This window comes from Nonomuraea endophytica (assembly GCF_014203235.1).
In the GTDB taxonomy this organism is placed as follows: Bacteria; Actinomycetota; Actinomycetes; order Streptosporangiales; family Streptosporangiaceae; genus Nonomuraea; species Nonomuraea endophytica.
In genome coordinates, this window is record NZ_JACHIN010000023.1 from 43503 (window position 1) to 69390 (window position 25888).

The 25888-nt window shown below is 71.4% G+C and carries 22 protein-coding genes; 13 read left to right on the forward strand and 9 right to left on the reverse strand.

What is annotated here, in order from left to right:
* Positions 1-120 precede the first annotated feature (120 nt).
* Positions 121-2946: an AfsR/SARP family transcriptional regulator gene (locus tag HNR40_RS49060; RefSeq protein ID WP_184974393.1), complete on the forward strand. Its 2826-nt coding sequence runs from the start codon at positions 121-123 to the stop codon at positions 2944-2946.
* Positions 2947-3009: 63 nt separating this feature from the next.
* Here the strand turns inward: HNR40_RS49060 and HNR40_RS49065 are convergent, their stop codons facing one another.
* The 3 genes from HNR40_RS49065 to HNR40_RS49075 all read right to left on the reverse strand — a co-directional run bounded on the left by HNR40_RS49065 (position 3010) and on the right by HNR40_RS49075 (position 6739).
* Positions 3010-5094, reverse strand: a complete 2085-nt coding sequence (locus HNR40_RS49065) for a RecQ family ATP-dependent DNA helicase (RefSeq protein ID WP_184974395.1) — start codon at positions 5092-5094, stop codon at positions 3010-3012.
* A gap of 167 nt (positions 5095-5261) precedes the next feature.
* Positions 5262-6167, reverse strand: coding sequence for a glycerophosphodiester phosphodiesterase (locus tag HNR40_RS49070; protein ID WP_184974397.1), 906 nt, complete (start codon positions 6165-6167; stop codon positions 5262-5264).
* Positions 6168-6244: 77 nt separating this feature from the next.
* Positions 6245-6739 (reverse strand): beta-class carbonic anhydrase, encoded by a 495-nt coding sequence (locus tag HNR40_RS49075; RefSeq protein WP_184974399.1) that lies wholly within the window; start codon positions 6737-6739, stop codon positions 6245-6247.
* Between the two features lie 138 nt (positions 6740-6877).
* Between HNR40_RS49075 and HNR40_RS49080 the strand changes: the two genes are divergently transcribed.
* Both HNR40_RS49080 and HNR40_RS49085 read left to right on the forward strand, forming a co-directional pair.
* Complete coding sequence (locus HNR40_RS49080; RefSeq protein WP_184974401.1) at positions 6878-7186, forward strand: hypothetical protein; 309 nt, start codon at positions 6878-6880, stop codon at positions 7184-7186.
* 40 nt (positions 7187-7226) lie between these two features.
* On the forward strand, positions 7227-7613 hold the full coding sequence (locus HNR40_RS49085; protein WP_184974403.1) for a VOC family protein: 387 nt from the start codon (positions 7227-7229) through the stop codon (positions 7611-7613).
* On the opposite strand, the gene HNR40_RS49090 is transcribed toward HNR40_RS49085, so the two are convergent.
* Complete coding sequence (locus HNR40_RS49090; protein ID WP_312896825.1) at positions 7610-10645, reverse strand: glycoside hydrolase family 3 N-terminal domain-containing protein; 3036 nt, start codon at positions 10643-10645, stop codon at positions 7610-7612. The genes HNR40_RS49085 and HNR40_RS49090 overlap by 4 nt on opposite strands.
* A gap of 120 nt (positions 10646-10765) precedes the next feature.
* Positions 10766-13276, reverse strand: coding sequence for a DNA gyrase/topoisomerase IV subunit A (locus HNR40_RS49095; RefSeq protein WP_221341759.1), 2511 nt, complete (start codon positions 13274-13276; stop codon positions 10766-10768).
* 85 nt (positions 13277-13361) lie between these two features.
* Between HNR40_RS49095 and HNR40_RS49100 the strand changes: the two genes are divergently transcribed.
* The 3 genes from HNR40_RS49100 (at position 13362) to HNR40_RS49110 (ending at position 16475) form a co-directional block, all read left to right on the forward strand.
* Positions 13362-14186: a TauD/TfdA dioxygenase family protein gene (locus HNR40_RS49100; RefSeq protein WP_184974407.1), complete on the forward strand. Its 825-nt coding sequence runs from the start codon at positions 13362-13364 to the stop codon at positions 14184-14186.
* A gap of 73 nt (positions 14187-14259) precedes the next feature.
* Positions 14260-15519 carry a 6-phospho-beta-glucosidase gene (locus tag HNR40_RS49105; protein ID WP_184974409.1) on the forward strand — a complete coding sequence of 420 codons (1260 nt, stop codon included), beginning with the start codon at positions 14260-14262 and terminating at the stop codon, positions 15517-15519.
* Positions 15516-16475, forward strand: a complete 960-nt coding sequence (locus HNR40_RS49110) for an N-acetylglucosamine kinase (RefSeq protein WP_184974411.1) — start codon at positions 15516-15518, stop codon at positions 16473-16475. The genes HNR40_RS49105 and HNR40_RS49110 overlap by 4 nt, the downstream gene beginning before the upstream one ends.
* Before the next feature lie 223 nt (positions 16476-16698).
* Here the strand turns inward: HNR40_RS49110 and HNR40_RS49115 are convergent, their stop codons facing one another.
* Positions 16699-18753, reverse strand: coding sequence for a DNA gyrase/topoisomerase IV subunit B (locus HNR40_RS49115; protein ID WP_184974413.1), 2055 nt, complete (start codon positions 18751-18753; stop codon positions 16699-16701).
* A gap of 246 nt (positions 18754-18999) precedes the next feature.
* Between HNR40_RS49115 and HNR40_RS55795 the strand changes: the two genes are divergently transcribed.
* Positions 19000-19230 (forward strand): DUF7455 domain-containing protein, encoded by a 231-nt coding sequence (locus HNR40_RS55795; protein WP_312896826.1) that lies wholly within the window; start codon positions 19000-19002, stop codon positions 19228-19230.
* 86 nt (positions 19231-19316) lie between these two features.
* On the opposite strand, the gene HNR40_RS49120 is transcribed toward HNR40_RS55795, so the two are convergent.
* Positions 19317-20072 carry a GNAT family N-acetyltransferase gene (locus HNR40_RS49120; RefSeq protein WP_184974415.1) on the reverse strand — a complete coding sequence of 252 codons (756 nt, stop codon included), beginning with the start codon at positions 20070-20072 and terminating at the stop codon, positions 19317-19319.
* A 31-nt stretch (positions 20073-20103) separates the two neighbouring features.
* Between HNR40_RS49120 and HNR40_RS49125 the strand changes: the two genes are divergently transcribed.
* Genes HNR40_RS49125 through HNR40_RS49135 form a run of 3 tightly spaced genes read left to right on the forward strand, consistent with a single transcriptional unit; the run spans position 20104 to position 21901 of the window.
* A complete protein-coding gene (locus tag HNR40_RS49125; RefSeq protein WP_184974417.1) occupies positions 20104-20742 on the forward strand; it encodes a hypothetical protein in 639 nt (212 codons plus the stop codon).
* Positions 20739-21308 carry a DUF4352 domain-containing protein gene (locus HNR40_RS49130; protein WP_184974419.1) on the forward strand — a complete coding sequence of 190 codons (570 nt, stop codon included), beginning with the start codon at positions 20739-20741 and terminating at the stop codon, positions 21306-21308. Before HNR40_RS49125 ends, HNR40_RS49130 begins: the two co-directional genes overlap by 4 nt.
* Positions 21305-21901: a hypothetical protein gene (locus HNR40_RS49135; RefSeq protein WP_184974420.1), complete on the forward strand. Its 597-nt coding sequence runs from the start codon at positions 21305-21307 to the stop codon at positions 21899-21901. Before HNR40_RS49130 ends, HNR40_RS49135 begins: the two co-directional genes overlap by 4 nt.
* Here the strand turns inward: HNR40_RS49135 and HNR40_RS49140 are convergent.
* On the reverse strand, positions 21798-22955 hold the full coding sequence (locus tag HNR40_RS49140) for a hypothetical protein (RefSeq protein WP_184974422.1): 1158 nt from the start codon (positions 22953-22955) through the stop codon (positions 21798-21800). The genes HNR40_RS49135 and HNR40_RS49140 overlap by 104 nt on opposite strands.
* Before the next feature lie 88 nt (positions 22956-23043).
* Here HNR40_RS49140 and HNR40_RS49145 point away from each other — a divergent pair, with 88 nt between their 5' ends.
* Positions 23044-23784: a YaaA family protein gene (locus HNR40_RS49145; protein ID WP_312896827.1), complete on the forward strand. Its 741-nt coding sequence runs from the start codon at positions 23044-23046 to the stop codon at positions 23782-23784.
* Positions 23785-23986: 202 nt separating this feature from the next.
* On the opposite strand, the gene HNR40_RS49150 is transcribed toward HNR40_RS49145, so the two are convergent.
* Positions 23987-24574 carry a TetR/AcrR family transcriptional regulator gene (locus tag HNR40_RS49150; RefSeq protein WP_184974424.1) on the reverse strand — a complete coding sequence of 196 codons (588 nt, stop codon included), beginning with the start codon at positions 24572-24574 and terminating at the stop codon, positions 23987-23989.
* A 141-nt stretch (positions 24575-24715) separates the two neighbouring features.
* Here HNR40_RS49150 and HNR40_RS49155 point away from each other — a divergent pair, with 141 nt between their 5' ends.
* Together HNR40_RS49155 and HNR40_RS49160 are read left to right on the forward strand one after the other, a co-directional pair.
* On the forward strand, positions 24716-25456 hold the full coding sequence (locus tag HNR40_RS49155) for an ABC transporter permease (protein ID WP_184974426.1): 741 nt from the start codon (positions 24716-24718) through the stop codon (positions 25454-25456).
* A gap of 146 nt (positions 25457-25602) precedes the next feature.
* Positions 25603-25758 (forward strand): hypothetical protein, encoded by a 156-nt coding sequence (locus tag HNR40_RS49160; protein ID WP_184974428.1) that lies wholly within the window; start codon positions 25603-25605, stop codon positions 25756-25758.
* The last annotated feature ends 130 nt before the right edge of the window (positions 25759-25888 follow it).

Below are 25888 nucleotides of genomic sequence, written 5' to 3' on the forward strand. Positions count from 1 at the left end.
GCGAACCTCGATCTTCATGCGAACCTCCCTTCCCCGCGTCTCTACGTGATCAAGAGTCCTGTGCAGCGCCACAAAAACGCCATAAAGTCACCACTGACCCCTCTATAACTGGAGGTTCATGTGGAATTCGGTATCCTCGGACCTCTTCTCATTTCCGGCGACAGCGGCTCCGTGCAGCTCCGCCGCAAGCCCCGCGCCGTGCTCAGCGCGCTGCTCCTGCACCCCAACCAGATCGTCTCCAGGGACCGGCTCATCGCCGCCGTCTGGGAGCGGCCGCCGCGCTCGGCCGTGTCCAACCTGCAGACCTACGTCTCCCAGATCCGCCGCGCCGCCATCGACGTGGAGACGTGCGAGCCCGGCTACCGCCTGCACGCCGATTCCGGCCGGCTGGACCTGCTGGCCTTCGGCGAAGCCGTGCGGGCGGCCCGTGAGCTCGCCGCCCGCGACGACCTGGCCGCCGCGCACGGGGAGTTCCAGCACGCCTTCCGGCTGTGGCGCGGCCGCCCCGCCGAGGACGCGCCGCTGGCACGCACCCTCGCCGCCCGCATCGCCGAGCTGGAGGAGCAGGCCGACCGCGCCCGCGCCGACTGGACAGACGTACGGCTCGCGCTCGGCCTCCACCAGGAGCTGATCACCGAGCTGTACGCCCAGCTGGAGTCCGACCCCCTGCGCGAACGCCCCTGGCGCCAGCTCATGCTCGCCCTGCACGGCGCCGGCCGCCGGGCCGAGGCGCTCGACGCCTACATGCGCGCCCGCAAGGTCCTCGTCGACGAGCTCGGCGTGGAGCCGGGCCCCGAACTGCGCGAGCTGCACGGCGCGCTGCTCGCCGGCGACCAGGCCCACCCTCCGGTACGGCGGGCCGCCCCCGCCTGGACCGGCCTGTGCCAGCTCCCCGCCGACCTGGGCGACTTCGTGGGCCGGGCGGCCGAGCTGACCACCGTGACCTGCGCCCTGGGCACGGGCGGCTCCGCCCCGGCCATCGTCGTCGTCTCCGGGCCGCCGGGGACGGGCAAGAGCACGCTTGCCGTACACGCGGCTCATCGGGTGCGTGAGCGCTATCCGGACGGGCAGCTGTTCGCCAGGCTCGGCGGCATGGACCCCGGCGACGCCCTTGCCGAGCTGCTCAAGGCGCTCGGCGTCGACGGCGAGATGCTGCCGGCGGCGACGGAGGACCGTGCGGCGATGTACCGGGCGCGGGTCGCCGACCGGGCGGTGCTGGTCGTGCTCGACGACGCCCGCGACGAGCTTCAGGTGCAGCACCTGCTGCCGGGCACGCCGCGCAGCGCGGTGATCGTCACCTCCCGCGGCCCGCTGGCGGCGCTGCCCGGCGCGACGGCGGTGCCGCTGGAGGTGCTGCCGTTCGAGGAGGCGCGGCGGCTGCTGGCGGGGATCGCCGGGCGCGACCGCGTCGCCGCCGCCCCGGACTCGGCCGAGACGATCGTGCGGGTCTGCGGGCGGCTGCCGCTGGCCATCCGCATCGCCGGGGCGCGCCTGGCCACCCGGCCCGCGTGGTCGCTGACCGACTTCGCCGAGCGCATCGCCTCGGCCAGCCTCGACGAGCTGCGCTACGGCCGCCTCGATGTGCGCAGCACGTACGCGATGGGGTTCGCGCCGCTGTCGGCAGCGGCCCGGCGGGCGTTCCTGATGTTCGGGGTGACCGGGCTGGACAGCGTGGCCGACTGGTCGATGCGGGCGCTGCTCGGCCAGCCGCCCCGCCTGGCCGACCAGGCCGTCGAGGACCTCGCCACCGCCGGCCTGATCACCGCCAGCGAGATCGACGGCGCCGGGCAGGCCCGCTACCGGATGCACGACCTGCTGCGCGACTTCGCCAGGGAACTGGCCGTGGACGGGCAGGCCGACGCCCTGCGCCGCCTGTCGCAGGAGTCGCTGGAGCGCCTGATGGCCGCCACCACCGAGCTGCCGCTGCCCCTGGTGCCCCCGGCGCCGGACGCGCTGCCCCGCACCCCGCCCGCCGGGCCGCGCCGCCGCGCCTGGCTGCTGGCCGAGCGCAAGACGCTGCTGGCCGTAGCGCAGGCCGCCGCCCCGCCCATGGCCGCCCGGCTGGCCGAGGTGATCACGCCGTTCCTGACCATCCGCGGCTTCCACGACGACGCCGACCGCCTGCTCAGCGCCGTCAGCGCGGTCGCCGACCGCAAGACCGCCCGCCGCCTGCGGCTCATGCGCGTCGACGTCGACCTCGACCGGGGCCGCCCCCGCGAGGTCATGGCCGAACTACGCGAACTCCTGGCCGCCTCCGAAGCCGACGGCGACCAGCACGAGGCCGCCTACGCCCTCACCATGCTCGGCACCTGCGCCGCCGCCGCGGGCGACCTCGGCCGCGCGCTCGCCCACACCACCCTCGCCGCCGACCGCTTCCTCGAGTACGGCGACACCAACGGCCTGGCCAACGCCTGGATCGCCATGTCCGTCATCCACCTGCACCAGGCCCGCTGGGCCGAGGCTGCCGAGGTGTGCGAACTGGGCCTCGTGCTGACCGGCGGCGCCCAGAACGCCCAGTACCACGCCGAACTCCTGCGCGGCCTCGGCATCGCCCGCTTCGAGATGGGCCAGGTCGAGTGCGCCATCGAGCACTACGAGGAGAGCCTGCGCCTGGCCCGCGAGCTCGACTGGGCCAAGGGTGAGCGCATGACGCTGCGCCGCCTGGGCGAGGCGCACGCGGCGCTCGGCCACTTCGAGCAGGCCACGGAGATGCTGGCCGAGTGCGGCAGGATGTTCGCCGCGGCCGGGGACGTGCACGGGGAGGCGCTGACCGAGTTCGCGCTCGGCGAGACCTGCCGGTGGCGCGGGGACGAGCAGGCCGCCCTCGGCCACTTCCTGAGCTGCGCCGCCCTGCTCGGCCCCCTGGGCGAGCCGACCTGGCGGGTGCGCACGCTCAAGGAGATCGCCCGCTCCCGCGCCGCCCTGGCCACCGCCGGGCGCGCCTAGGAGCGCCGCCCTGGCCACTGCGGGGCGCGCCTAAAGCGCTGCCCCGGCGACAGCGGGGCGTGCCTAGGACGTGGTGGCCAGGACGAACGGCAGCACGGCCGGGGCGCCGGCGTGGCGGATCAGGGCGGCGCCCAGGGTCACGGTCCAGCCGGTGTCGACCCGGTCGTCGACCAGCAGCACGGGACCGCCGCACGCGGCGATCGCGGCCCCGAGCTCCTTGGGCATCGCCAGCGTCGCCCGGATCGCCTGCACCCGCTTGGCGCTGTTGAACTGGCTGCCCGGCGACCCCGCGCGGTAGCCCAGCTCGCCCAGGTAGGTGAGCCGGCCGACCTGCGCCAGCCGTTCGGCGAACCCGCGCACCAGCGCCGGCCGCGAGGCCGACGGCACGCTGACCACGGCCACCGGCCGCTCACGCCACTCCCACGCGGCCAGCACCTGCACCACGGCCTTGAACATCTCGTCGGAGACCGCCGCGTCGCCTCCGGCGAACAGCTCGCGCAGCCGGTTGCCCCACCCGATGTCGGTCAGCCGCCCGAGTGCCCGCCCCGGCTCGGCGCCCAGCTCGGGCTTGATCCGCCCGGACAGGTCGGACAGGCCGGTCGGCCACTGCTTGCGCGCCTCGATCTCCACGCCGGGCCGCCCGAGCCGCTGGCGGGCGGTCTCGACCGCCTGGGCGCCGATCTCGGCCGAGCGGTGCTGCCCGGTGCAGTTGTCGCAGCGCCCGCACGGCTTGGCGGCCTCGTCGTCGAGCAGCTTGCGCAGGAACTCCTCGCGGCACTCGCCGGTGCTCTGGTAGGCGAGCATGGCGTCCTGCTCGGCCTTGCGCTCGGCGGAGATGCGGGAGTAGCGCTCGGCGTCGTAGTCCCAGGGCTCGCCGGTGGCCTCCCAGCCGCCCTTGACCCGGTGCACGGCGCCGTCGACGTCGAGGACCTTCAGCATCATGTCCAGGCGGCTGCGGCTGAGGTCGACCCGGCTCTCCAGCGCGGGCGTGGACAGCACGCCTCCGCTCTCCTCCAGCGCGGCCAGCGTCGCGCGTACCTGCTGCTCGGGCGGGAAGGCCAGCGAGGAGAAGTAGGCCCAGATGTCGCGGTCCTCGGTGCCGGGCAGCAGGATGACCTCCGCCCGCTCGACGCCGCGCCCGGCCCGGCCGACCTGCTGGTAGTAGGCGACGGGCGACTGCGGCGCGCCGACGTGGATGACGAAGCCCAGGTCGGGCTTGTCGAAGCCCATGCCGAGCGCGCTGGTGGCGACCAGCGCCTTGATCTTGTTGGTGAGCAGCGCCTCTTCGGCCGCCAGGCGCTCGGCCGGATCGGTCTGGCCGGAGTAGGCGGCCACCTCGTGGCCCTGCTCGCGCAGGTAGCCGGCGATCTCGTGGGCGGCGGCGACGGTCAGCGTGTAGACGATGCCGGAGCCGGGCAGCTCGTGGAGGGTCTGCGCCAGCCAGGCCAGCCGCTGCTCGGCCGTGGGCAGCTTGACCACGCCGAGGTGGAGGCTCTCGCGCTCCAGCGGCCCGCGCAGCACCAGGGTCTGCTCGCCCATCTGCTCGGCGACGTCGCGGGTCACGCGCGCGTTGGCGGTAGCCGTCGTGGCCAGCACCGGGATGCCGGGCGGCAGCTCTTCGAACAACGTCGCCAGCCGCCGGTAGTCGGGCCGGAAGTCGTGGCCCCAGTCGGAGATGCAGTGGGCCTCGTCGACCACGACGAGCCCGGCGCTCTCGGCCAGTTCGGGCAGCACGTTGTCGCGGAAGTCGGGGTTGTTGAGCCGTTCCGGGCTGACCAGCAGCACGTCGACCAGGCCGTCGGCGACCTGCTCGTAAATCCGGCCCCATTCCTCCGGGTTGGCGGAGTTGATGGTGACGGCCCTGATCCCGGCCCGCTCGGCGGCGGCGATCTGGTTGCGCATGAGCGCCAGCAGCGGCGAGACGATGACCGTGGGCCCCTCGCCGAGGTCGCGCAGCAGCCCGGTGGCGACGAAGTAGACCGCCGACTTGCCCCAGCCGGTGCGCTGGACGACCAGCACCCGCCTGCGGTCGACGACGAGCGCCTCGATGGCGGACCACTGGTCGTCCCTGAGGCGCGCGTGGTCGCCGGCGAGCGCCCTGAGTCGCTCTTCGGCCTCTTCGCGCAGCGCGGCGGTGTCGTCAAACATGCTGTCCTTGTTACCAGTACGCGCCGACGAAATCACATCGACTCCTCATTACGGCCCAGCCCTCCCACCCCACCCGCCGCACGGGGCGGGCCCCCGTCCAGGGAGACGCTCCTCCGGCGAGACGGGGCGGGCCGCCGTGACGCGCGTCCCGCCGGCCCCCCAAGTGGTCAGAGCAAGGGCACGACAGGCCTGGTCACCAGCGGCAACCCGGTCCCCACCACGGGAGTGGGAGCAGGCGCCGGAGCCGTGGGAGCGGGCGCCGGTGGCGGGCAGGCCCGCCGGCCGCCCGGCGGCCGGTTCGTCATGGACACCAGTTCGGGCGGCGCGGTGAAGCACACGTGGGTCTCCAGCGCCCGCCGCAGCGCCTTGGGCCGGTTGGTGATCAGCCCGTCGACTCCGGCCGCGACGACCCGGCGCAGGGCCGGGCGCCGGTTCACGGTGAAGGCCAGCACCTTGAGACCGAGCCGGTGCGCCCGGCGCACGTAGGCGGGGGTCATGGCGCGGTGTTTGACGCTCACGTACTCGGCGTACTCGGCGATGTCGGTCAGCTCGGCCTCGGCCGGCGACCTGCTGAGGACCGCCCGCTCGCCCCTGGCCTGGAACCTCTTGATGAACTGCCAGTCGAAGCTCTGCACGATCGTCAGCGGCGGCGCGAGCGCCATCAGCCCGGCCAGGCGCTCGGCCACCTCGGGCGCGTCCTCGGGGTGCTTGACCTCCAGCAGCAGCCCGGGGCCGTCCTTCATGGCCTCCAGCACGCCGCGCAGCGTCGGCACCCGCTCCCCGGCGAACTTCTGGTCGAACCAGGACCCGGCGTCCAGCTTGGTGATCTCCTCCAGCGTGAAGTCCCGCACCCGCCACGGGGCGCGGTCGGGGAAGACCTGTTCGACGTCGGTGGTGCGGGCCAGCGACGCGTCGTGGATGACCACGAGGTGGCCGTCCCGGGTCTGGTGGACGTCCAGCTCGTAGAGATCGGCACCGGCGGTGCCGGCGGCGCGGAAGGCGGCCAAAGTGTTCTCCGGCGCCACCTTGGGAGCGCCTCGATGGGCCACGATCAGCGGGTCCGGATCAAACATGATCCCTATTCGAGCGCATCCGGCGATCTTTGTCCGGTAGGACATGCCGTAGCGGTCGAATAGGGCATTTGTCCAGGTCAGAGCTCCACGGGCTGCAACTTCCCGGTGTGGACGTCGTAGATCGCTCCGCCCACCGGCAGCGGGTGCGGGAAGAACGGGGTGGTCCTGATCCGGGTCAGGTCGTGGCGCAGGGCCGCCTGCTGGTCGGGGACGGTGTGGAACTCCAGGCTGCGCGTGTCCACGCCCTGCCGCTGGGCGAGGGCGTGCACGTCGTTGTCGGAGACCTTGGACATGCCGCAGTCGGTGTGCGGCATCACCAGGACGCGCTCGACGCCCAGGAGGAAGACCGCCAGGACCAGGGTCCGCAGGACGTCGTCGGTGACGCGGGCGCCGGCGTTGCGCAGGATCTTGGCGTCGCCCGGCACCAGGCCGAGCAACCCCAGAGGGTCGATGCGCGAATCCATGCACGTCACCACCGCGAGCCCGCGGGCCGCGCGACCGGTGAGGTCGGAGCCGGTGAAGCCGGCGGCGTACTTGGCGTTGTCAGCCAGCAGGTCGTCGAACTCACTCATGAATCAGATGATGCCGCACGCCCGTTTCCTGATGGTTTCCGGGGTACCCGGCAGACCCGAGTTGGCGAACATCCCACGATCACCCCTTACTCTTTGTGATGATGTCGTAGCCACACGTGAGTGATTGAGAAGGTTGCCGTGAGCCGGTCAGAAACCCTCGCCGCCTATCTGCGTTCGCAGGCGCGCCGCCGCCTCGACCGGGTGGAGTCCAACGACGACGGCAGGAACGCCCGCGGCGCGCTCGCGCTCTTCGACGCCGCCGCGTACGCGGCCAGCCTGCCCGACGACGACCCGTTGATCGCCATGCTCGACAAGGCCGGCTGCTACGGCCCGCTCGGCTGCGAGGACTTCGACCCCGGCGAGGCCGGGGCCCGGCTGATCCGCGACTGGGAGACCGGCGAGCCCCACGAGCTCCTGCTGGCCCTGCCCGCCACTGTCACCGCGTGACCCAGGTGTCGCGCGCCCCGGATGAGGTAGAAGTCTGGGCATGACAGGCATCGCCAGATTCCGCACCACCGTGCTCGACTGCCCCTCGCCCATCGAGCTGGCCCGCTTCTATTCGGAGCTGCTCGGCTGGCGCATCGTCAGCGAGGAGGACGAGACCTGGGTGGTGGTCACCGACGGCGGCCCGCCCGCCCGGCTGGCCTTCCAGCTCGCCGACGACCACCAGCCGCCGGACTGGCCCGACCCGGCCCGGCCCCAGCAGTTCCACATCGACGTCACCGTCGACGACATGGACCTCGCCGAGGAGCAGGTCCTGAAGATCGGGGCGCGCAAGCACGAGCACCAGCCGAGCGAGGACGACACTTTCCGTGTCTACCTCGACCCGGCCGGTCACCCGTTCTGCCTGTGCGTGGGCGAGACCTCGGACTAGCCGCCGAGCAGCTTCACGGCGCCGGTCAGGTCGCCCGTCGCGAGGGCCTGGTCGGCCAGCGCCTGCGCCGCCGGGTCGTGCCCTGCCGCCTGCGCCAGGTCCCTGGCCACCGAGACGAGCGCGTCGCCGTGCGCGAAGGTGTCGGTGCGCGACCTCTCCAGCAGCGCGGCGGCCACACCCAGCGCCCGCAGCACGGTACGGCTGTCGCGCACCGACCCGTCGGCGTTCCAGTGGCGCTCGGGCAGCACCGCGCCCAGCACGGCCGCGGCCGCCCTGGACAGCCCGTCGCCCCTGCTCAACTGCTCACGCACGGCGGCCAGCCGCGTACGCGCCCGATCGGTGCGCAGCCCGAACCCGTAGGGGAACATCGGACGGTACACCGCGTCGCCCACGTTGATCGGCACCTGCTCCATCGAGGCGGGCCAGGTGAAGGGCAGCCGTCCCGTGTACGGCACCGCGCCGAACAGCGGATCCGACACCCCGGCCCCCTCGGTCCCGGGCAGCCAGGCGGCCACGACGGCTTCGACGCCCGACAGGTCGCCGAGCAGCAGCGGCCGTCCCGACACCACCACGACGACGCAGCGCATCGCGCCGCAGACCGACGCGACCGCCGCCTTGTCAGCCGCCGACAGCTCCAGCGTGCGACCCTGGCGTCCGACGTCGCCGACGCCCTCGGCGTACGGCGTCTCGCCCACGACCACGACGCCCACGTCATGGCCGGCGGTCGGGGCCGAGGCGTCGGCCGAGTAGGTGACGGCGGCGGCCCGGCCGCGGATGCCGTCCAGGATGGTCGTGCCCGGCGTGATCGGTCCCGAGGCGCCCTGCCAGCTGATCGTCCAGCCGCCGGACTGGTTGCCGACGTCGTTGGCGTTGGACCCGGCCACGTACACCTTGGCGGTTCTGGGCAGCGGCAGCACGGCGCCGTCGTTCTTCAGCAGGACCTGCGACTTGGCGGCAGCCGTACGGGCGACCGCTCGATGGCCGGGCGAGCCCACGGCGGCGAGGCCCGAGCGGTCGGCGAAGGGCCGCTCGAACAGTCCCAGCCGGAACTTCTGCGTCAGGATGCGGCTCACCGCGTCGTCCACGCGCGCGAGCGTGACGCGGCCCGCGGTCACCTCGGCGGTGAGCGCGGCCACGAACTGCTGGTAGGCGTACGGCACCATGATCATGTCGAGTCCGGCGTTGATCGAGGTGCGCACGTCGGACGGGTAGTCGCCGGGGATCTGGTCGATCCCCGCCCAGTCGCTGATCACGAAGCCCTTGAAGCCGAGACGGCCCTTGAGCACGTCGGTGATCAGTTCGCGGTGGGCGTGCATCTTGGTCGGGCCGACGCTGGAGAAGGACGGCATGACGCTGCCCACGCCCCGTTTGATCGCCTCGACGAACGGCGCCAGGTGGATGGCCTCCAGCTCCTGCCGGGTCCCGGTGAAGACGCCCTGGTCGATGGTGTAGTCGCCGGTCGTCGACGTGCCGTAGGTGGTGCCGCCGTCGGCCACGAAGTGCTTGGCGGTGGCCAGCACGCCGTGGTCCTGAAGGCCGTCCACGATCGCGGCCATCCGTCCCACCAGCGCCGGGTCCTCGCCGAACGACTCGTAGGCGCGTCCCCACCTCTCGTCGCGCGAGACGCACAGGCACGGCGCGAAGTCCCAGGGGATGCCGGTCGCCTTGACCTCCTTGGCGGTGATCTCACCAGACTTCTCCACCAGCGCCGGGTCGCGCGTGGCGCCCATGCCGACGTTGTGCGGGAAGATCGTCGCGCCGATCACGTTGTTGTGCCCGTGGACCGCGTCCACGCCGTAGATGAGCGGAACCTGCAGCCGGGTCTGCTGAGCGCGCAACTGGAACGCGTCGATCATGTCGGCCCAGCCCTTGGGCGTGTTCACCGACGGCGTCGAGCCGCCGCCCGACAGCAGCGACCCGAGCAGGTATTCCGCGATGTCGTCCTGCTTGCTCAGCGCGCCGCGCTCGGCCTGCGTCATCTGCCCGACCTTCTCGGCCGGCGTCATGCGCCCGAGCAGGTCACGCACCCGCTCCTTCACGCTCCTGCGCTTGTCGAGGTACGGCAGGCCGTGCGCGTTGACCACGATCGCGGGCTCGTCGGCGGGCGGCCGGACGCCCTCGCCCGACAGCACGACCGGGATCGTCTCGGCGACCTCGGCCTGCCGGTCGCCCAGCGTCCTGACGGTGAACGCCTTGGCCGTGCCGGAGGCGGTGCCGGCGGGGAAGGCGAGCACGCCCTCCACCGGGGTGTAGTCCTCGCCGGGGGTGGCGGTGCCCGTGCCGGTCTTGTACGTCACGTTGGCGTCGGCGGGCAGCGGCTTGCCGTCGGAGGTGGTCACGGTGACCCTGACCTCGGCGCCGCCCTTCTCGTTCACGGGGTAGACCGGGGCGTCGGTGCTCAGCCTGACCGGTCTGGGGGGCGCGGTGCCGTACACCTGGACGTCGTCGAAGACGAGGGTGCCCGCGGCGGAGGGGAAGCGGATCGAGTAGCCCCACATCGCGATCAGGTCGAGCTCGCCGTCGGTGGGGGCGCCGCCGGGCTGGTAGTCGCCGCGCCGCACGAAGTCGGCGAACGGGACCTGGATCTGCCGCCAGCCCGCCGTGTCGTCGGTGAAGGACGACTCGAACAGCTCGGCGCTGCCCGCGCCGGCGCCGCCGTCCTTGAGCTCGAAGAACACCCGCTGGCCCGAGGCGGTCCCCTTGACCCAGAAGGAGAAGCCCGAGTAGGGCGCCCAGTCCTGGGTGGCGGCCAGGTCGTGCGACCAGCCGCCCCATTGGCTGACGGTGTACTCGGCGTTCAGGGCCCGGTTGGTGGTCTCGGCGCCGGGCCGCTCGGGCGCGGCGGCGATGGTCAGCCGGGGCGTGGAGGCCGCGTCGTTGCCCCACGGGTAGACGCCGGCGGGGACGGTGTCGGACTCGAAGTCGGTGACGTCGAACGGCTCGGCGGCCGCCTGCGCGGGAGTGGCTAAGAGCGTGGCGCCCAACAGGGCCAGGAGTGCGAGAAAGCGCGTTCTGCGGCGGTGCGGGGTCACGACGCCCTCCAGGATCTCGGTGAGACCCCATAGTGACCCGAATCGCCTAGCCCGGCTAGAGAGCGCTCTCTGCGTTTTCTGAGCGGGCTTCGCCCTCGGCTGAGGGCGAAGCCGCTCTGATCAGAACAGCTCTTCTCCTCCCGCCTGGGCGGCGGGCTCCGTGGCGGGCGGGAGGTCGGCGGCCAGGGAGCCGCCCACCGCGCCGATCGTGTGGGTCAGGCGCAGGCCGGAGCCGTCGCGGCGGCTGATCTCCTCGGGCAGCGGGATGGGCTTGCCCGTCGCCGAGACCGCCTTGGCCGGGGCCGGGCCGACCCAGGCGAGCAGCAGGACGTCCTCGCCCTTCAGGAAACGCTGGGCGCGCACGCCGCCGGTGGCGCGGCCCTTGGCCGGGAACTCGGCGTAGTCGGAGACCTTGCCGCCGCCCACCTGGGTGCCGGGCAGCGCGGTGGCCGATCCCGCGACCGTGACCACCTGGGCCGGTCGGGACGGGTCGACCGCGCCGAAGAAGATGACCCTGGCGTCGCCGTCGAGCCTGATGCCCGCCATGCCGCCCGCCGGCCGGCCCTGGGGGCGTACGGAGGAGGCGGAGAAGCGGAGCATCTGCGCGTCGGAGGTGACGAAGACCAGGTCGGCGTCCTCGGAGTCGAGCTCGACGGCCCCGATCACCTGGTCGCCGTCCTTGAGCGTGATGACCTCGAAGTCGTCGCGGTTGCCCGGATATTCGGGCACGACCCGCTTGACCACGCCCTGCGCGGTGCCCAGCGCGAGTCCGGGGCTGTCGGGGTCGAGCGAGCCCAGGCCGACGACGCTCTCGCCGGAGCCGAGCGTGATGAACTCGGCCACCGGATGCCCGCCGGACAGCGACGGCGGATTGGCCGAGGGCGGCAGCGTGGGCAGGTCGGCCACCGCCACCCGGACCATGCGGCCCTCGGAGGTGACGACGCCGACGCTGCCGAGCGCCGTGCTCCGCACCGCCGAGACCAGCACGTCGTGGGCGCTGCGTTCACCTTCGCCGGACAGCGCCGTGGCGTCCGGGGTGCGGGCCAGCAGCCCGGTGGACGACAGCAGCACCAGGCACGGGTCGTCGGCGATCATCAGCGACGCCACCGGCGTGCGGGCCACTCCGGCCGACTCCAGCAGCACCGTACGGCGCGGCGTGCCGTACTTCTTGGCCACCTCGGCCAGCTCACTGGAGACCACCTGACGCAGCCGCGCCTCGGAGCCGAGGATCTCGCTGAGCTCGGCGATCTCCGCGCTCAGCCGCTCCTTCTCGCTGTCGAGCTCCAGCTTGTCGAAGCGGGTCAGGCGGCGCAGCGGCGTGTCGAGGATGTAGGAGGCCTGGATCTCGGTCAGCTCGAAGACGTCCATCAGGCGCTGGCGGGCCTGGGCGGAGTCGTCGGAGGAGCGGATGACCTGGATGACCTCGTCGATGTTGAGCAGCGCGATAATGAGGCCGTCGACCAGGTGCAGGCGCTCCTGGCGCTTGCGGCGGCGGTATTCGGAGCGGCGGCGCACGACCGTGATGCGGTGGTCGACGTAGACCTGGAGCAGCTCGCGCAGGCCCAGCGTGCGGGGCTCGCCGTCGACCAGCGCCACGTTGTTGATGCCGAAGGTCTCCTCCATCGGCGTCAGCCGGTAGAGCTCCTCCAGCACGGCCTCGGGCACGAAGCCGTTCTTGATCTCGATGACCAGGCGCAGGCCCTTGTGCCGGTCGGTGAGGTCCTTCAGGTCGGCGATGCCCTGGAGCTTCTTGCTGGTCACCAGGTCCTTGATCTTGGTGACCACGCGCTCGGGGCCGACCGCGTAGGGCAGTTCGGTGACGACGATGCCCTTGCGGCGCGGGGTGATCTGCTCGACGGTGCACTTGGCGCGCATGCGGAAGGTGCCGCGGCCGCTCTCGTAGGCGTCGCGGATGCCCTGCAGGCCGATGATCGAGCCGCCGGTGGGCAGGTCGGGGCCGGGCACGTACCTCATCAGCTCGTCGAGCGAGGCGTCCGGCTTCTTGATCAGGTGGCGGGCCGCGGCGACGACCTCGACCAGGTTGTGCGGGGCCATGTTGGTGGCCATGCCGACGGCGATGCCGGTGGTGCCGTTGACGAGCAGGTTGGGGAAGGCGGCCGGCATGACCGTGGGCTCGGTCTCCTGGCCGTCGTAGTTGGGCTTGAAGTCGACGGTGTCCTCGTCGAGCGACTCCACCATGAGCATGGCGGCGGGAGCCAGCCTCGCCTCGGTGTAACGCATGGCGGCCGGCATGTCGTCGGGCGAGCCGAAGTTGCCGTGGCCGTCGACGAGCGGCAGCCGCATCGAGAACGGCTGCGCCAGGCGCACGAGCGCGTCGTAGATCGCGGAGTCGCCGTGGGGGTGGAGCTTGCCCATGACGTCGCCGACGACGCGCGAGGACTTGACGTGCCCGCGGTCGGGGCGCAGCCCCATCTCGCTCATGGAGTAGAGGATGCGGCGCTGCACCGGCTTCAGACCGTCGCGCGCGTCTGGGAGCGCGCGTTGGTAGATGACCGAGTAGGCGTACTCGAGGAAGCTGGTGCGCATCTCGGAGGAGACGTCGATGTCGACGATCCTCTCCTCGAAGTCCTCCGGAGGCGGGGTCGTGGTGCGTCGGGCCATGTCGAACATTTTGACGGAGGATCGGGGGTGTCCGCGACTCAATGGCCAGACGAGTATCTTGACCAAGCAATTGCTTGGGACGTACGTTCAGGCCATGATTGAGTTTCACCCTGTGACCAAGCACATCGGCGCCGAGGTGACCGGGGTCGACCTGCGCAAGCCGCTGGCGCCGGAAGAGGTGGCCACGCTCCGCGAGGGCTGGCTGCGCCACCTCGTGCTGTTCTTCCGCGACCAGCACATCGACGACGACCAGCACCTGCAGTTCGCGCTGAACTTCGGCACGCTCAACCATCCGGCGTTCAAGAAGGACTCCAGCAGCCCGATCCACGTGCTGGACCAGACCGATCCCAAGGGCGAGGGCGGCGACGAGTGGCACAGCGACAACACCTTCGAGCCCACGCCGCCCATGGGCTCGCTGCTGCGCTGCGTCCAGCTGCCGAGCGTCGGCGGCGACACCTGCTGGGCCAACACCTACCTGGCCTACGAGACGCTGTCGCCGTCCCTGCAGCGGCTGTGTGACGAGCTGACGGCCGTGCACGACATCACGATGTCGATGAAGAAGGCGATCTCCAAGGGACACCCCTTCGACCTTGAGGAGATCCAGGCCAAGTGGCCGCCGATCGAGCGGCCCGTCGTGCGCACCCACGCCGAGACCGGGCGCAAGGCGCTGTTCGTCAACCGGGCCTCGACCACCCGCCTGGCCGGGCTGACCGACCGCGAGAACGAGGCGCTGCTGCCGCTGCTCATCGACCACATCCGCTCGCCCGAATACCAGGTACGCCTGCGCTGGCGGCCGGGCACGATGGCGTTCTGGGACAACCGGCCCACCCAGCACTACGCGGTGGCCGACTACACCGAACGCCGCCGGATGCACCGGGTCACGGTCAACGCCTTCCCCGAACATCAGGACGGCGCCTAGGAGCCCCCTTCCCCAACAGCGCCCTTGACCCTAGAATGAGTTAGGAAACTTTCCTAATAAGCTGGGAGTCAGGGTGAAACTCGCCGTTGTCGGGGGCGGCTCGACATACACGCCGGAACTGATCGACGGGTTCGCCCGCCTGCGCGATGATCTGCCGATCACCGAGATCGCGCTGATCGATCCGCACGCCGAGCGCCTGGAACTGGTCGCGGGCGTCTCCCGCCGCATGCTCGCACGATCGGGGCATCCGGCGAAAGTCGTCGCCACGTCCTCGGTCGAGGAGGGCGTGGCCGGGGCCCAGGCCGTGCTCTTCCAGTTGCGCGTAGGCGGCCAGGCCGCCCGCAACGTGGACGAGACGCTGCCGCTGCAGTGCGGCTGCGTGGGCCAGGAGACGACCGGCGCCGGCGGCCTCGCCAAGGCGCTGCGCACCGTCCCCGTCGTGCTCGACCTGGCCGAACGGGTGCGCGAGCACGCCCCGGACGCCTGGATCGTCGACTTCACCAACCCGGTCGGCATCGTCACCCGCGCCCTGCTCGACGCCGGGCACCGCGCGATCGGCCTGTGCAACGTCGCCATCGGCTTCCAGCGCACCTTCGCCAGCCACCTCGGCGTCGAGCCCGGCCGCGTCAGCCTCGGCCACGTCGGCCTGAACCACCTCACCTGGGAGCGCGCCGTCTACCTCGACGGCGAGGACGTCCTGCCCCGCCTGCTGGCCGAGCACGGCGAGGAGATCGCCGACAGCATCGGGCTGCCGGTGGAGCTGTTCGCCCGCCTGGGCGTCGTGCCCTCCTACTACCTGCGCTACTTCTACGCCCACGACATCGTCGTCGCCGAACAGCGCACCAAGCCCTCCCGCGCCGACGAGGTGGCCGCGATGGAGGCACAGCTCCTGGAGATGTACGCCGACCCGGCCGTCGACACCAAGCCCGAACTCCTGGGCAAGCGCGGCGGCGCCTTCTACTCCGAGGCCGCCGTCGCGCTCATCGCCTCCCTGCTCGGCGACCGCGGCGACGTCCAGGTGGTCAACACGCGCAACGCGGGCACGCTGCCGTTCCTGCCGGACGAGGCGGTCATCGAGGTGCCCGCCACGATCACCGCGGCCGGCGCCGCACCGCTGCCCATCGACCCGCTCGACCCCCTTTACTCCGGCCTGATCGCCAACGTCTCCGCCTACGAGAGCCTCGCCCTCGACGCCGCGATCCACGGCGGCGCCGACCGCGTGCGCAACGCGCTGCTCGCCCACCCGCTGATCGGCCAGGAAGCCATCGCGGGCGAGCTCACCGACCTGCTGCTCGAGGCCAACGCCGCGCACCTGCCGTGGGTGAAGCCGTGAGCACACTGCTCGCCGTCGACGGGGGCAACAGCAAGACCGACGTGCTCGTGCTCTCCTCCGACGGCACCGTGCTGGCGCGCGGGCGGGGCGGGCCGTTCGTCCCGCAGAGCGCCGGCGTCCCCGCCGCCGCCGACGTCCTCGAAGAGGCGGTACGGCAGGCGCTCGGCCCCGGAGCCACCCCGCCCTACGCCGACCGGATGGCCGCCTACCTGGCCGGCGCCGACCTGCCCGCGGAAGAGGAAGCCCTGGCCGCCGAGTTCGGCGCCAGGGGCTTCGCCCGCGACATCGTGGTCGGCAACGACACCTTCGCCCTGCTGCGCGCCGGGGCGTCAGGCCCGTCCGGCGTGGCCGTGGTCTGCGGCGCCGGCATCAACGCCGTCGGCGTCTCCCCCACCGGCCAGGTGGCCCGCTTCCCCGCGATCGGGCCGCTCGTCGGCGACTGGGGCGGCGGCGTCGGGCTCACCAACGAGGTCATGTGGCACGCCGCCCGCGCCGAGGACGGCCGCGGCGGTCCCACCGCGCTGGTCGACCTGGTCACCTCCCACTTCGGCGCCCCCAGCGTCGAGCAGGTGGCGTTCGACGTGTACTTCGGCCGCCTCGACCCGCTGCGCCTGCTGGAGCTGACCGCCGGCCTGTTCGAGGTGGCCGCAGCCGGTGACGAGATCGCGGTCAGCCTGGTCACCCGCATGGCCGACGAGATCGTCGGCATGGCCAGGGTCTGCCTGACCCGCCTGGACCTGCTGGAGACGCCTACCGAGGTGGTGCTGGGCGGCGGCGTGCTGCGGGCCAGGCACCCGCTGCTGATGGACCTGCTGGACGCCCGCTTCGTCACCCACACCCCGGCGGCCAAGCCCGTCGTGACCGACACCCCGCCCATCGTGGGCGCGGCTCTGAACGGCCTGGACGCTTTGGGCACCACCGAGGAGGCCGAGGCCCGGCTCCGGGCCCAGTTCTGACTCCGCGACGCGGTTCTGACCGCTCGCAGTTCTGACTCCGCGCGGTTCTGACTCCGCTCGCAGTCCTAGATCTGGGGCCACCGTCCGGACGGGCCCACGCCCGCCCGGACGGGCCCACGCCCGCCGGACGGGCCCACGCTCGTCCAGATGGGCCCATGCTCGCCCGGACGAGCCCATGCCGAGGCCGCCGCACGTGTTCGTGCGGCGGCCTTGTCAGTGGTGGTCAGGCGTCGATGTGGTCGCGGTCCACCTCGGCCGCGCTGCTGACGATGAACTCGCGCCGGGGCGCCACGTCACTGCCCATCAGCAGGTTGAAGATGCCCTCCGCCGCCTCGGCGTCCTCGATGCGCACCCGGCGCAGGATCCGGTGGCGCGGGTCCATCGTGGTCTCGGCCAGCTGGTCGGCGTCCATCTCACCCAGGCCCTTGTAGCGCTGGACCGGGTCCTTCCACCGCTTGCCGCGCCGTTCGAGATCGCGCAGGACCTTGTGCAGCTCGGCGTCGGTGTAGCAGTAGATGTACTTGTCCTGGCCCCGGCCCGGATTGGTGAGCTCGATGCGGTGCAGCGGCGGCACCGCGGCGAACACCCGCCCGGCCTCGACCATGGGCCACATGTAGCGGTGGAACAGGGTCAGCAGGAGGGTCCTGATGTGGGCGCCGTCGACGTCGGCGTCGGCCATCAGGATGATGCGGCCGTAGCGGGCGGCCTCCAGGTCGAACGAGCGGCCGGATCCGGCGCCCACCACCTGGATGATCGCGGCGCACTCGGCGTTCTTCAGCGTGTCGGCGACGGACGCCTTCTGCACGTTGAGGATCTTGCCGCGGATCGGCAGCAGCGCCTGGAACTCCGAGTCGCGGGCCAGCTTCGCGGTGCCGAGGGCGGAGTCGCCCTCGACGATGAACAGCTCGCTGCGGTCGACGTCGTCGCTGCGGCAGTCGACCAGCTTGGCGGGCAGCGCCGAGTTCTCCAGGGCGCTCTTGCGGCGCTGGTTGTCGCGGTGCTCGCGGGCGGCGATGCGGGCCTTCGCGGCGGCCACGATCTTCTCCAGCATCGCGCGCAGCGGCTGCTTCATGCCGCGCGGCGGGTTGGTGAAGACCGCCTTGAGCTCGCGCGAGACCACGTGGGAGACGATGCGGGTGGCCGCCGAGGTGCCGAGGACCTCCTTGGTCTGGCCCTCGAACTGCGGCTCCGGCACCCGGACGGTCACGACTGCGGTCAGGCCTTCGAGGATGTCCTCCTTGGTGACCGGGTCGTCGCCGTTCTTGAGCAGCCGGGTCTCGCGCAGCTGCTCGTTGAGCGTCTTGACCAGCGCGCGCTCGAAGCCGGTGACGTGGGTGCCGCCCTTGGGGGTGGCGATCACGTTGACGAACGAGCGGATGGTCGAGTCGTAGCCCTTGCCCCAGCGCACCGCCACGTCGACGGTCAGCTCGCGCTGGACCTCGGTGGGGGTCATGTGGCCCTGGTCGTCGAGGACGGGCACGGTCTCGTGGAAGTGGCCCAGCCCCTGCAGCCGCTGCACCTCGCAGACGGCCTCGTCGCGGGCCAGGAACTCGGTGAACTCGGAGATCCCGCCGTCGAAGCGGAACTCCTCGGTCTGGCCGTCGTGGATCAGGGCCAGCGTGAGTCCGGGCACGAGGAAGGCGGTCTGGCGCAGCCGTACGTGGATCTCGTCGATCGAGACCTCGGCCTCGGCCAGGAAGATCTGGGTGTCGGCCCAGAAGCGCACCCGGGTGCCGGTGACCTTCTTGCGCAGCTTGCCGCCGTCGCGCAGGCCGGACTTCTTCTTGAACTTGGCCGTGGGGCCGTCGCCGTCGAAGACGCCGGGCACGCCGCGCCTGAAGCTGATCAGGTGGATCTGCCCGTCGCGGTCGACCTCGACGTCCAGGCGCGAGGACAGCGCGTTGACCACCGAGGCGCCCACGCCGTGGAGTCCGCCGGAGGCCGCGTAGGAGCCGCCGCCGAACTTTCCGCCCGCGTGGAGCTTGGTGTAGACGAGCTCCACGCCGGGGAGCCCGCTCTTGGGCTCGATGTCCACCGGGATGCCGCGGCCGTCGTCACGCACCTCGATGGAGCCGTCCTCGAACAGCTCGACCTCGATACGGGTGCAGTGACCGCCCAGCGCCTCGTCGACGCCGTTGTCCACGATTTCCCAGAGGCAGTGCATGAGACCGCGGCTGTCGGTGGACCCGATGTACATACCAGGGCGCTTGCGGACGGCCTCGAGGCCCTCAAGCACCGACAGGTGACGAGCTGTGTAACCCGCCTCCACTACCGTCACTCCCGCTCCTCTGGTCTAGCCATCGAACACGTGTGCGTAGCTTACCGTTCTTCCCGCTGACGCGCGTACAAGCTTGCCATCCCGGCACGTTTGCCGTTACCAACCGGCTGATCATCATTACTTTGGGACACATTCCGCTCTCGGCGTAGCGACGCGCCGGTTGGGAACGTCCAGGTCCGGTTAGATGTTGTCTCAAGTGACTGCGCCAGATCCTCGCTTCGGCGGGGGTGACCAGAAAGGCGATACGTGACTGGAGCTCTCGCCCCCGTTAAGCCGCTGACGGCCCTCGACCGTTGTGACCGTTGCGGTGCCCAGGCCTACATTCGTGCGACCCTGCCGGTAGGTGGGGAGCTGCTGTTCTGCGCCCACCATGGGCGACAGCACGTGGCGGCACTGCGCGATAAGGGCGCCGATATCCTGGACGAATCGGCCCGACTCAGCGAAACCCCTACGATTGCCCCCGACAGTGAGCGCTGACTCAGCACTCGCTCCGAGATAACCACATATAGCGCTACGCACGACGCGGCCGCCCCTTCAGGCGAGGGGCGCCGCGTCGTGCTGTTTTATGTCCCTTGTGTACGGCCCGCCGCCCCCAGACCTTCGCCCACCCGGTAGTGGTAGCCCTCTCCGGCCACCTCGAAGCCCTCGCCGCGGTAGAGCTCCTTGGCGTTGTCGTTCGCCTCGGTGACCACCAGGTAGGCCGACGACATCCCGGCCGCCGCGGCACGCCGTACCAGCGCCCTGATCACACCGCGGCCCAGCCCCCGGCGGCGGGCGGCGGGCAGGGTCGCCATGCAGTAGATGCCGAGCGTGTCGCCCTGCGGCACGCCGCGGCCCACGGCGAGTGGCACGCCGTCCTGCTCAACGGCGGCGTACCAGGCGGGCACTCCGGTGACGATGCGCCGCGCGTCGCCGATCCGGTCGGCGTAGCGGCCGTCCACCGACCACCAGGCGTCCATCCAGGCGTCCCAGGGCTCGTCCTCGATCCGCACCGGGTGCGCGGGCGGCTCGGGCAGCGTGTCCAGCCGGGCGACCATGGCCTGGACGGGCCGGGTACGCCGGTAGCCGCGCCGTTCCAGCACCTGGTCGAGGCCCGGATCGCCGACGGTGAAGACGGGCGTCAGGCCGCGCTCGGCGTAGAACCTTTCCGCGTATTCCAGTGCCGCGTCCATGTCCTCAGGTACATTCCGGGCATATACCGAGTTGGCCCGATCGGTCACGCCACCGGCATATCGCAGGACCCAGCCGTCACGCTCGTGCTGCTCGAACGCGGGCCACGCTTCGTGCACCAACCTGCGAAAATCCATGACAAAAGCCATGAACGGCACGATATCTATTACGATTCCCCAGGTGTCCTCCCCCTCCCCCGAAGCCTCCACCGAAACGTCGCCGCGCGGCCGGGCCTGGATGTGGTTCGCCGGCCTCGCCGCCGTGATCCTCCTCCCGCTGGCCGTCGCGTGGCCGCTCGGCGGGCTGGCGGACGCGGGGAAGAACGAGCCGCCCAGGACCGCCCTCGGGCAGAAGCTGACCGGCAACCGCTTCCAGCTCGTGCCCAAGAAGGCGGCCTACACCACCAGCGACCCCAACCCGTCCCCCTTCGGCGAGCCCGACAAGGGCCGGTACGTGGTGCTCGACCTGGACGTGACCAACGTCAGCCGGTTCCCCGCCTCCCTGTCCGACATGGCCGCCCGCTTCGCCATCAGGCTCGACGGCAAGCCGCTCGACCAGATCATGTCCATCAAGGACCAGCTGATCATGCGTCCGGGCGACAACCGGGGCAGCCTGCTCAACCCGGGCATGCCCGAGACCGTCCGCCTGTCCTGGGAGGTCGCCGCCGACGCTCCGGACCCCCGGCGGCTCAGCGTCGCCGTCCACGACGAGGACTACCAGCCGAGCTGGTCGCTGCTGGGCTACTACTCGGGCACCTCGCTCTGGTACAGGCAGGACGATCCACGCTGGATACTCGACACCCCGCTGGAGCGGGCATGAACAAGCTGATCGCGCTGGTCGCCTCGGCGCTGCTGCTCGTGGCCGTCGGCGCCGCCCAGCGGCTGCGGCCCGACGCCGACCGCGTCTACCAGCCCCTCTCCTCGACCGGCGCCATCGGCCAGGACGTCCGCACCACCCCGTACACCGTGCGCGTGGAGCGCGCCGAGACCGGCCGAGAGCTGGTGCTGACGGGTTTCCTGGACAAGAAGGAGAAGCGCGCCACCAAGGGCGTGTGGGTCGTGGTCCACCTGACCGCCACCGCCACCCAGGAGCGGGTCCAGCTCGGCACCGTGGAGCTCCAGGCGTTGAACGGCACCCGCTACGCGGCCACCGACCGCTTCTCCACCCTCGACTCGGCCGACCTGGACGCGGGCATCCCGCGGCGCGGCTCGATCGCCTTCGAGCTGCCGCCGGACGCCGTCAAGGGCGCGATCCTGCGGATCACCAAGGCCAGGTACACCACCATCCACCGGCTCAACGCCGCGCTGGGCCCCGGGGTCGAGGTGGCGCTGGGGCTGTCCGGCGCCGCCGTACCGACGGTGACGATCGCGCAGGAGGACTCGTGAGCGGGCGGCGCGCCAAGCGCGACAAGGGCGTCAAGCACCTCTGGTACGGCCTGGGTCTCGCCGCCGCCGTGGCGGCGCTCGTGGCCGTGCAGGTCGTGCCCAAGCTGGAGGAGTACGGGCTGCGCTCCGGCGGCGAGCCGATCGAGGCCGCGGCCGGGACAGGCGCGGCGTTCGAGGGCTCGACGTGGCGGCTGATCGGCATCGGCCGGACCACGGGCGACAACCTCCCGCCCGGCACCACGGCCGTCACCGCGGTCATCGGCGTCACCCCGCGCGACGCGGCGGCCAGCAAAGCCATGTCCAAGGGCTGCGAGCCGTCCGTCCGCGACGCCCGCGCGCGCACCTGGACGCCGACCACACGGCTGAAGGGCGTCCCGAAGGTGTCCACGCTGTGCACCCGGATCGACGAGAAGACCTACAAGCCGATCCTGGCCAAACCGGGCGTGGAGGCGAAGTTCCAGGCGAGCTTCGCCGTTCCGGCCGACGCGGTCAGCTCTCTGCGGGTTGAGGTGCGTCTTCGCGACCATCACGAGAGTTTCGTACGGCTGACGCCGTCCGCAGCGCCATCTGCAGGGCCGCCGCCAGCAGGCTGATCCGCAGCACCTCGTAGACTGCCGTGACCCCGAACTTGATCGGCCCGTGCCACACCGTCCACCAGTTGCTCTCGTGCGGCCCGATGAGGTTGACCACGCCGATGAACGCCCAGTCGCGGCCCACGCCCAGCAGCGTGTAGCACAGGCAGAACACCAGGAAGAAGACCGGGCCGGCGCGCAGCACCATGCGCAGGCCGTTCAGCATGGGCGTGTACTTGTCACGCAGGTCGCGCGAGACGAACTCGGCCACCTTCCGCACCGGCTCCGGAGCGGCCTGCTTCAGCCGGCCGGCGCCCGACTCGACCCGGGTACCCTGGATCACGGCCTCGCCCTGGCCCATCGCGCGGCCGTACACGACGGCGGCGATCGTCACCCAGACCAGCGGCAGGACCAGCGCGTCCTTCAGATCGGGCACGACCGCAGCGACGGCCTCACCCACGGGCCCCAGCACCGCGCCGATGGCGTCGGCGGCGGCCACCCAGGCGGACCGGGACGTCAGCCACTCGACCCGCTCGCCGATCCAGTGCTCGACGCTGATCACCGCGAAGAACATCCACATGGACTCCAGCGCGATCGACACCAGCCCGAGCCGCCCCTTGGGCCACCGCTCGTACGCCTTGCCGACCGCGACCCGGGCCGCGAACGCGCCCACGGCGATGATGGTGGTGGTGAGCAGCGGGTTGAAGCTGAGGTTCTCGATCTCCTGCACCCCGAAGAGCTCCTGGGACAGGATGCTGTACTGCCGGACGTCGTCGGTGAACAGCCCCCAGGCCCCGTAGAAGGCCAGGAACGGCAGCATGGTCTGCGCGATCAACGTCGACAGCCGCCCGCCCTGCCCTTCGGCGGCGTCGGCCAGGATCGCGTTTCTGCGCAGCACCTGGAGCATGGCCACGTACGAGGCCAGGGTGGCCAGCACGGCAAGGCTCATGACCGCGAAACCCAGATACTTGCGCGGCGCCTCGACGTCACCGGCGTAGACGGCGCCGACGAGGATCAGATCGTGGACCACCCGGCCCACGGTGTAGAAGAAGGCCAGGGGCAGGAAGGAGCGCACTGCCAGGACAATCGCATCCCAAGGCAGCCAAACCGGGGAGAGTGACGCTTTCATCGCTGTGGATGCTACCGGCCCTAAGCTGTCTGACGTGCTGATTCTGCTGCCGCCGTCAGAAGGCAAGGCGCCGGAGGGTTCCGGCGCCCCGCTGGGCGAGCTCTCCTTCCCCGCGCTGGACAAGGCCCGCAAACGCGTGCGAACCGCCGTCGCCAGGGCGTCCAAACGCCGCGACGCCATCGACGTCCTCGGCCTCACCCCCGGTCTGGCGGCCGAACTGGAGAAGAACCTCGCACTGGAGAGCGCCCCCGCTCTTCCGGCCGCCGAGCTCTACACCGGCGTCCTGTACGACAACCTCGGCCTGGCCACCCTCTCCCCCGCCGAACTACGCAGGGCCGAGGAGTCGCTGCTCATCTTCTCCGGGTTGTGGGGCGTGCTGCGGATCACCGACCGGGTCCCGCCGTACCGGCTGTCCATGGGCGTGACCCTGCCCGTACTGGGCGGCCTGGCCACGTTCTGGCGCCCCTTGATCACCAAGCAGCTCGACAGCCTGCCCGGCCTGGTGGTCGACATGCGCTCCGGCACGTACGCGGGGGCGTGGAAACCCGGAGACCGCTCGGTCGCGGTGCGCGTCTTCCGCGACGGCAAGGTCGTCAGCCACATGGCCAAGGCCACCCGTGGCGCGATCGCCCGCACCCTGATCCGCTCCGGCGAAGACCCCACAACCCCGGCGGACCTCGCCAAACTCCTCGACGCATACGGCTTCGCCACCACCCTGGGCCCCCGCCCCAAACCCACCCACCCCTGGCACCTCGACGTAGAAGCCACCACGTAGAACACCTGACACATCCCTACTGGGAAGTGGTTGTTATTGGGCAGCGACCTGACCGCGCCCGTCCGAGAACGTCCTGACGTCCTTGCTGGTTGAGCCCCCCGGCTGACCAGCGTGAGCGCCGCACCCACCCGCCCAAGCATGTCCTCCGGCACCAGCCCTGCGACCGTCGAGGCCGACACGAGCCCTGCGACCACCACGCCCGTCAGCGCGCCACAAGACCGTCCGTGACCGCGTCGATCAGCCGGTCCATGATCGCCGGATACAGGTCCGCGCCCAGCTCGTCGGCATGCAGCGGCACCAGCAGCACAGCCCGCAGCACCCCCACCACCACCAGGGGATCCCCCGCCAGCCGCCGCTCCACGAACTCCAGCAGGTCCGCCAGCGGCCCGCTCTCCACCTGCGCCATCCGCTCAGGAGTGAGCTTGGTGGCCAGCAGCGCGATCTCCTCGGGATGCGCGAGGAGCCGCCGATAGAGCGGATTGGCCTCCAGCTCAGCCACGGTGGCCCGCAGGAACCGGCGCAGCGAGTCCCGGGTGTCCTCGCCCCGGCTCAGCCCCTCGTCGATCACCCGCCGCCTGACCTGCTCGCTCTGCCGGAGCATGGCCTCCAGGTAGAGGTCCTCTTTGGAGTCGAAGAAGGCGTACAGGGACGTCTTGGCGATACCGGCGGGCTCGGTGAGCTCCTGCAGGGACGTCTTGCGCAGTCCCTGGGCCGCGAACAGCCGCGTCGCCGTCTCCAGCAGCTGCTCGGTGATCCGTGCCCGCTCACGCTGGTTGAATGCCGGCGGCATGCGCAGCGCCTCCTGTGAACAAAAGTCCGTACCGTTCACAGCGTACCGTGCCCTCCAGCCGGACGGCCTCCCCAAGAGAGACCCAGTGAACCCGCACAGGCAGAGGGATCCGGCGAGCCCGATACCTGATAAGGGTCATCCATGGGCTCCTCACTGATCAACATCACCCCGCTGCTGCCCGTCGCGCTCGCCATACTGGTCGCCGTGGGCGCGACGGTCGCCTGGCTGGGGCGGCTGGGCCACGGTCCCGCCGTGGTGACCGCCTGCGTGCGAGCCGCCGTCCAGCTCGGCGCGGTCTCCGTCGTGATCACCTGGGTGCTGACACTGCCGGTCGCGATAGCCGCGTTCGTCCTGCTCATGTACGGCGTGGCCACCTTCACCGCCGGCCGCCGCATCACCGGCGGCCAGGGCGGCTGGTGGTGGGCCGGCATCCCGATCGCCGCCGGCACCGTGCCCGTCCTGGCCCTCCTGATGGCCTGCCAGGTGATCTCCACCGACGGTCTCGTCGTCATCCCGATCGCCGGAATCCTGCTGGGCGGCTGCATGACCGCCACCACCCTGGCCGGCAAACGCGCCCGGGACGAACTGGCCCAACGCCACGGCGAGGTCGAAGCCGCCCTGTCCATCGGCCTCCTCCCCAGAAGCGCCCGGCTGGAGATCTGCCGCCCCGCCGCAGCACAATCCCTGGTCCCGGCCCTGGACCAAACCCGAACCGTCGGCCTGGTCACCCTGCCAGGCGCCTTCGTCGGCATGCTCCTGGGCGGCGCCACTCCGCTGGCAGCCGGCGTAGTCCAGCTGGTGGTCCTCATAGCCCTGCTGGCCGCAGAGGCAGTCGCCTGCGTCGCCACCATCGAACTGGCCGCCCGCGACACCTGGCCCTGACCCCAAGGATCAACTAACCGAGAGTAACCACCGGCCGGCGCACAAAATACTTCCCCCAACAACCACACATCGTCACAAAATGACTACCTTTGGCAGCGTTCGGGCAGAAATATGCACATATGTCCGATCAGCCAAGGAGACCCGCCGTGCGACGTGTAACGGGAACCATCGTGGCCACCGCGGTCATCACCCTGACCTCCTGGGCGGCCCCTCCCGCCGACGCCCACGCGGCCAGCGCCTATTGCGACGCGGTGGCAGCCGGCCAGCAGGTACGCGCCGACCTGGCCAAACGCTGCCAGTAACCCTGAACCCCCACCACCCAAGCCCACCCAAGGGCCCACCCCACCCGCCGCACAACGCCGCCGATCACCACCGACCCACACCCCACCGCGCCAGGAAAGCACGGGGGCGCACCGCTGCATGAAGCATCAC

What these genes read in the sequence shown, in the direction of transcription:
- HNR40_RS49150 (WP_184974424.1), bottom strand. Translation starts at nt 24,574, where the DNA reads ATGCCGCCGGCATTCAACCAGCGTGAGCGGGCACGGATCACCGAGCAG.
- HNR40_RS49065 (WP_184974395.1), bottom strand. Translation starts at nt 5,094, where the DNA reads ATGTTTGACGACACCGCCGCGCTGCGCGAAGAGGCCGAAGAGCGACTC.
- HNR40_RS49155 (WP_184974426.1), top strand. Translation starts at nt 24,716, where the DNA reads ATGGGCTCCTCACTGATCAACATCACCCCGCTGCTGCCCGTCGCGCTC.
- HNR40_RS49120 (WP_184974415.1), bottom strand. Translation starts at nt 20,072, where the DNA reads ATGGCTTTTGTCATGGATTTTCGCAGGTTGGTGCACGAAGCGTGGCCC.
- HNR40_RS49100 (WP_184974407.1), top strand. Translation starts at nt 13,362, where the DNA reads ATGATTGAGTTTCACCCTGTGACCAAGCACATCGGCGCCGAGGTGACC.
- HNR40_RS49085 (WP_184974403.1), top strand. Translation starts at nt 7,227, where the DNA reads ATGACAGGCATCGCCAGATTCCGCACCACCGTGCTCGACTGCCCCTCG.
- HNR40_RS49095 (WP_221341759.1), bottom strand. Translation starts at nt 13,276, where the DNA reads ATGTTCGACATGGCCCGACGCACCACGACCCCGCCTCCGGAGGACTTC.
- HNR40_RS49130 (WP_184974419.1), top strand. Translation starts at nt 20,739, where the DNA reads ATGAACAAGCTGATCGCGCTGGTCGCCTCGGCGCTGCTGCTCGTGGCC.
- HNR40_RS49075 (WP_184974399.1), bottom strand. Translation starts at nt 6,739, where the DNA reads ATGAGTGAGTTCGACGACCTGCTGGCTGACAACGCCAAGTACGCCGCC.
- HNR40_RS49070 (WP_184974397.1), bottom strand. Translation starts at nt 6,167, where the DNA reads ATGTTTGATCCGGACCCGCTGATCGTGGCCCATCGAGGCGCTCCCAAG.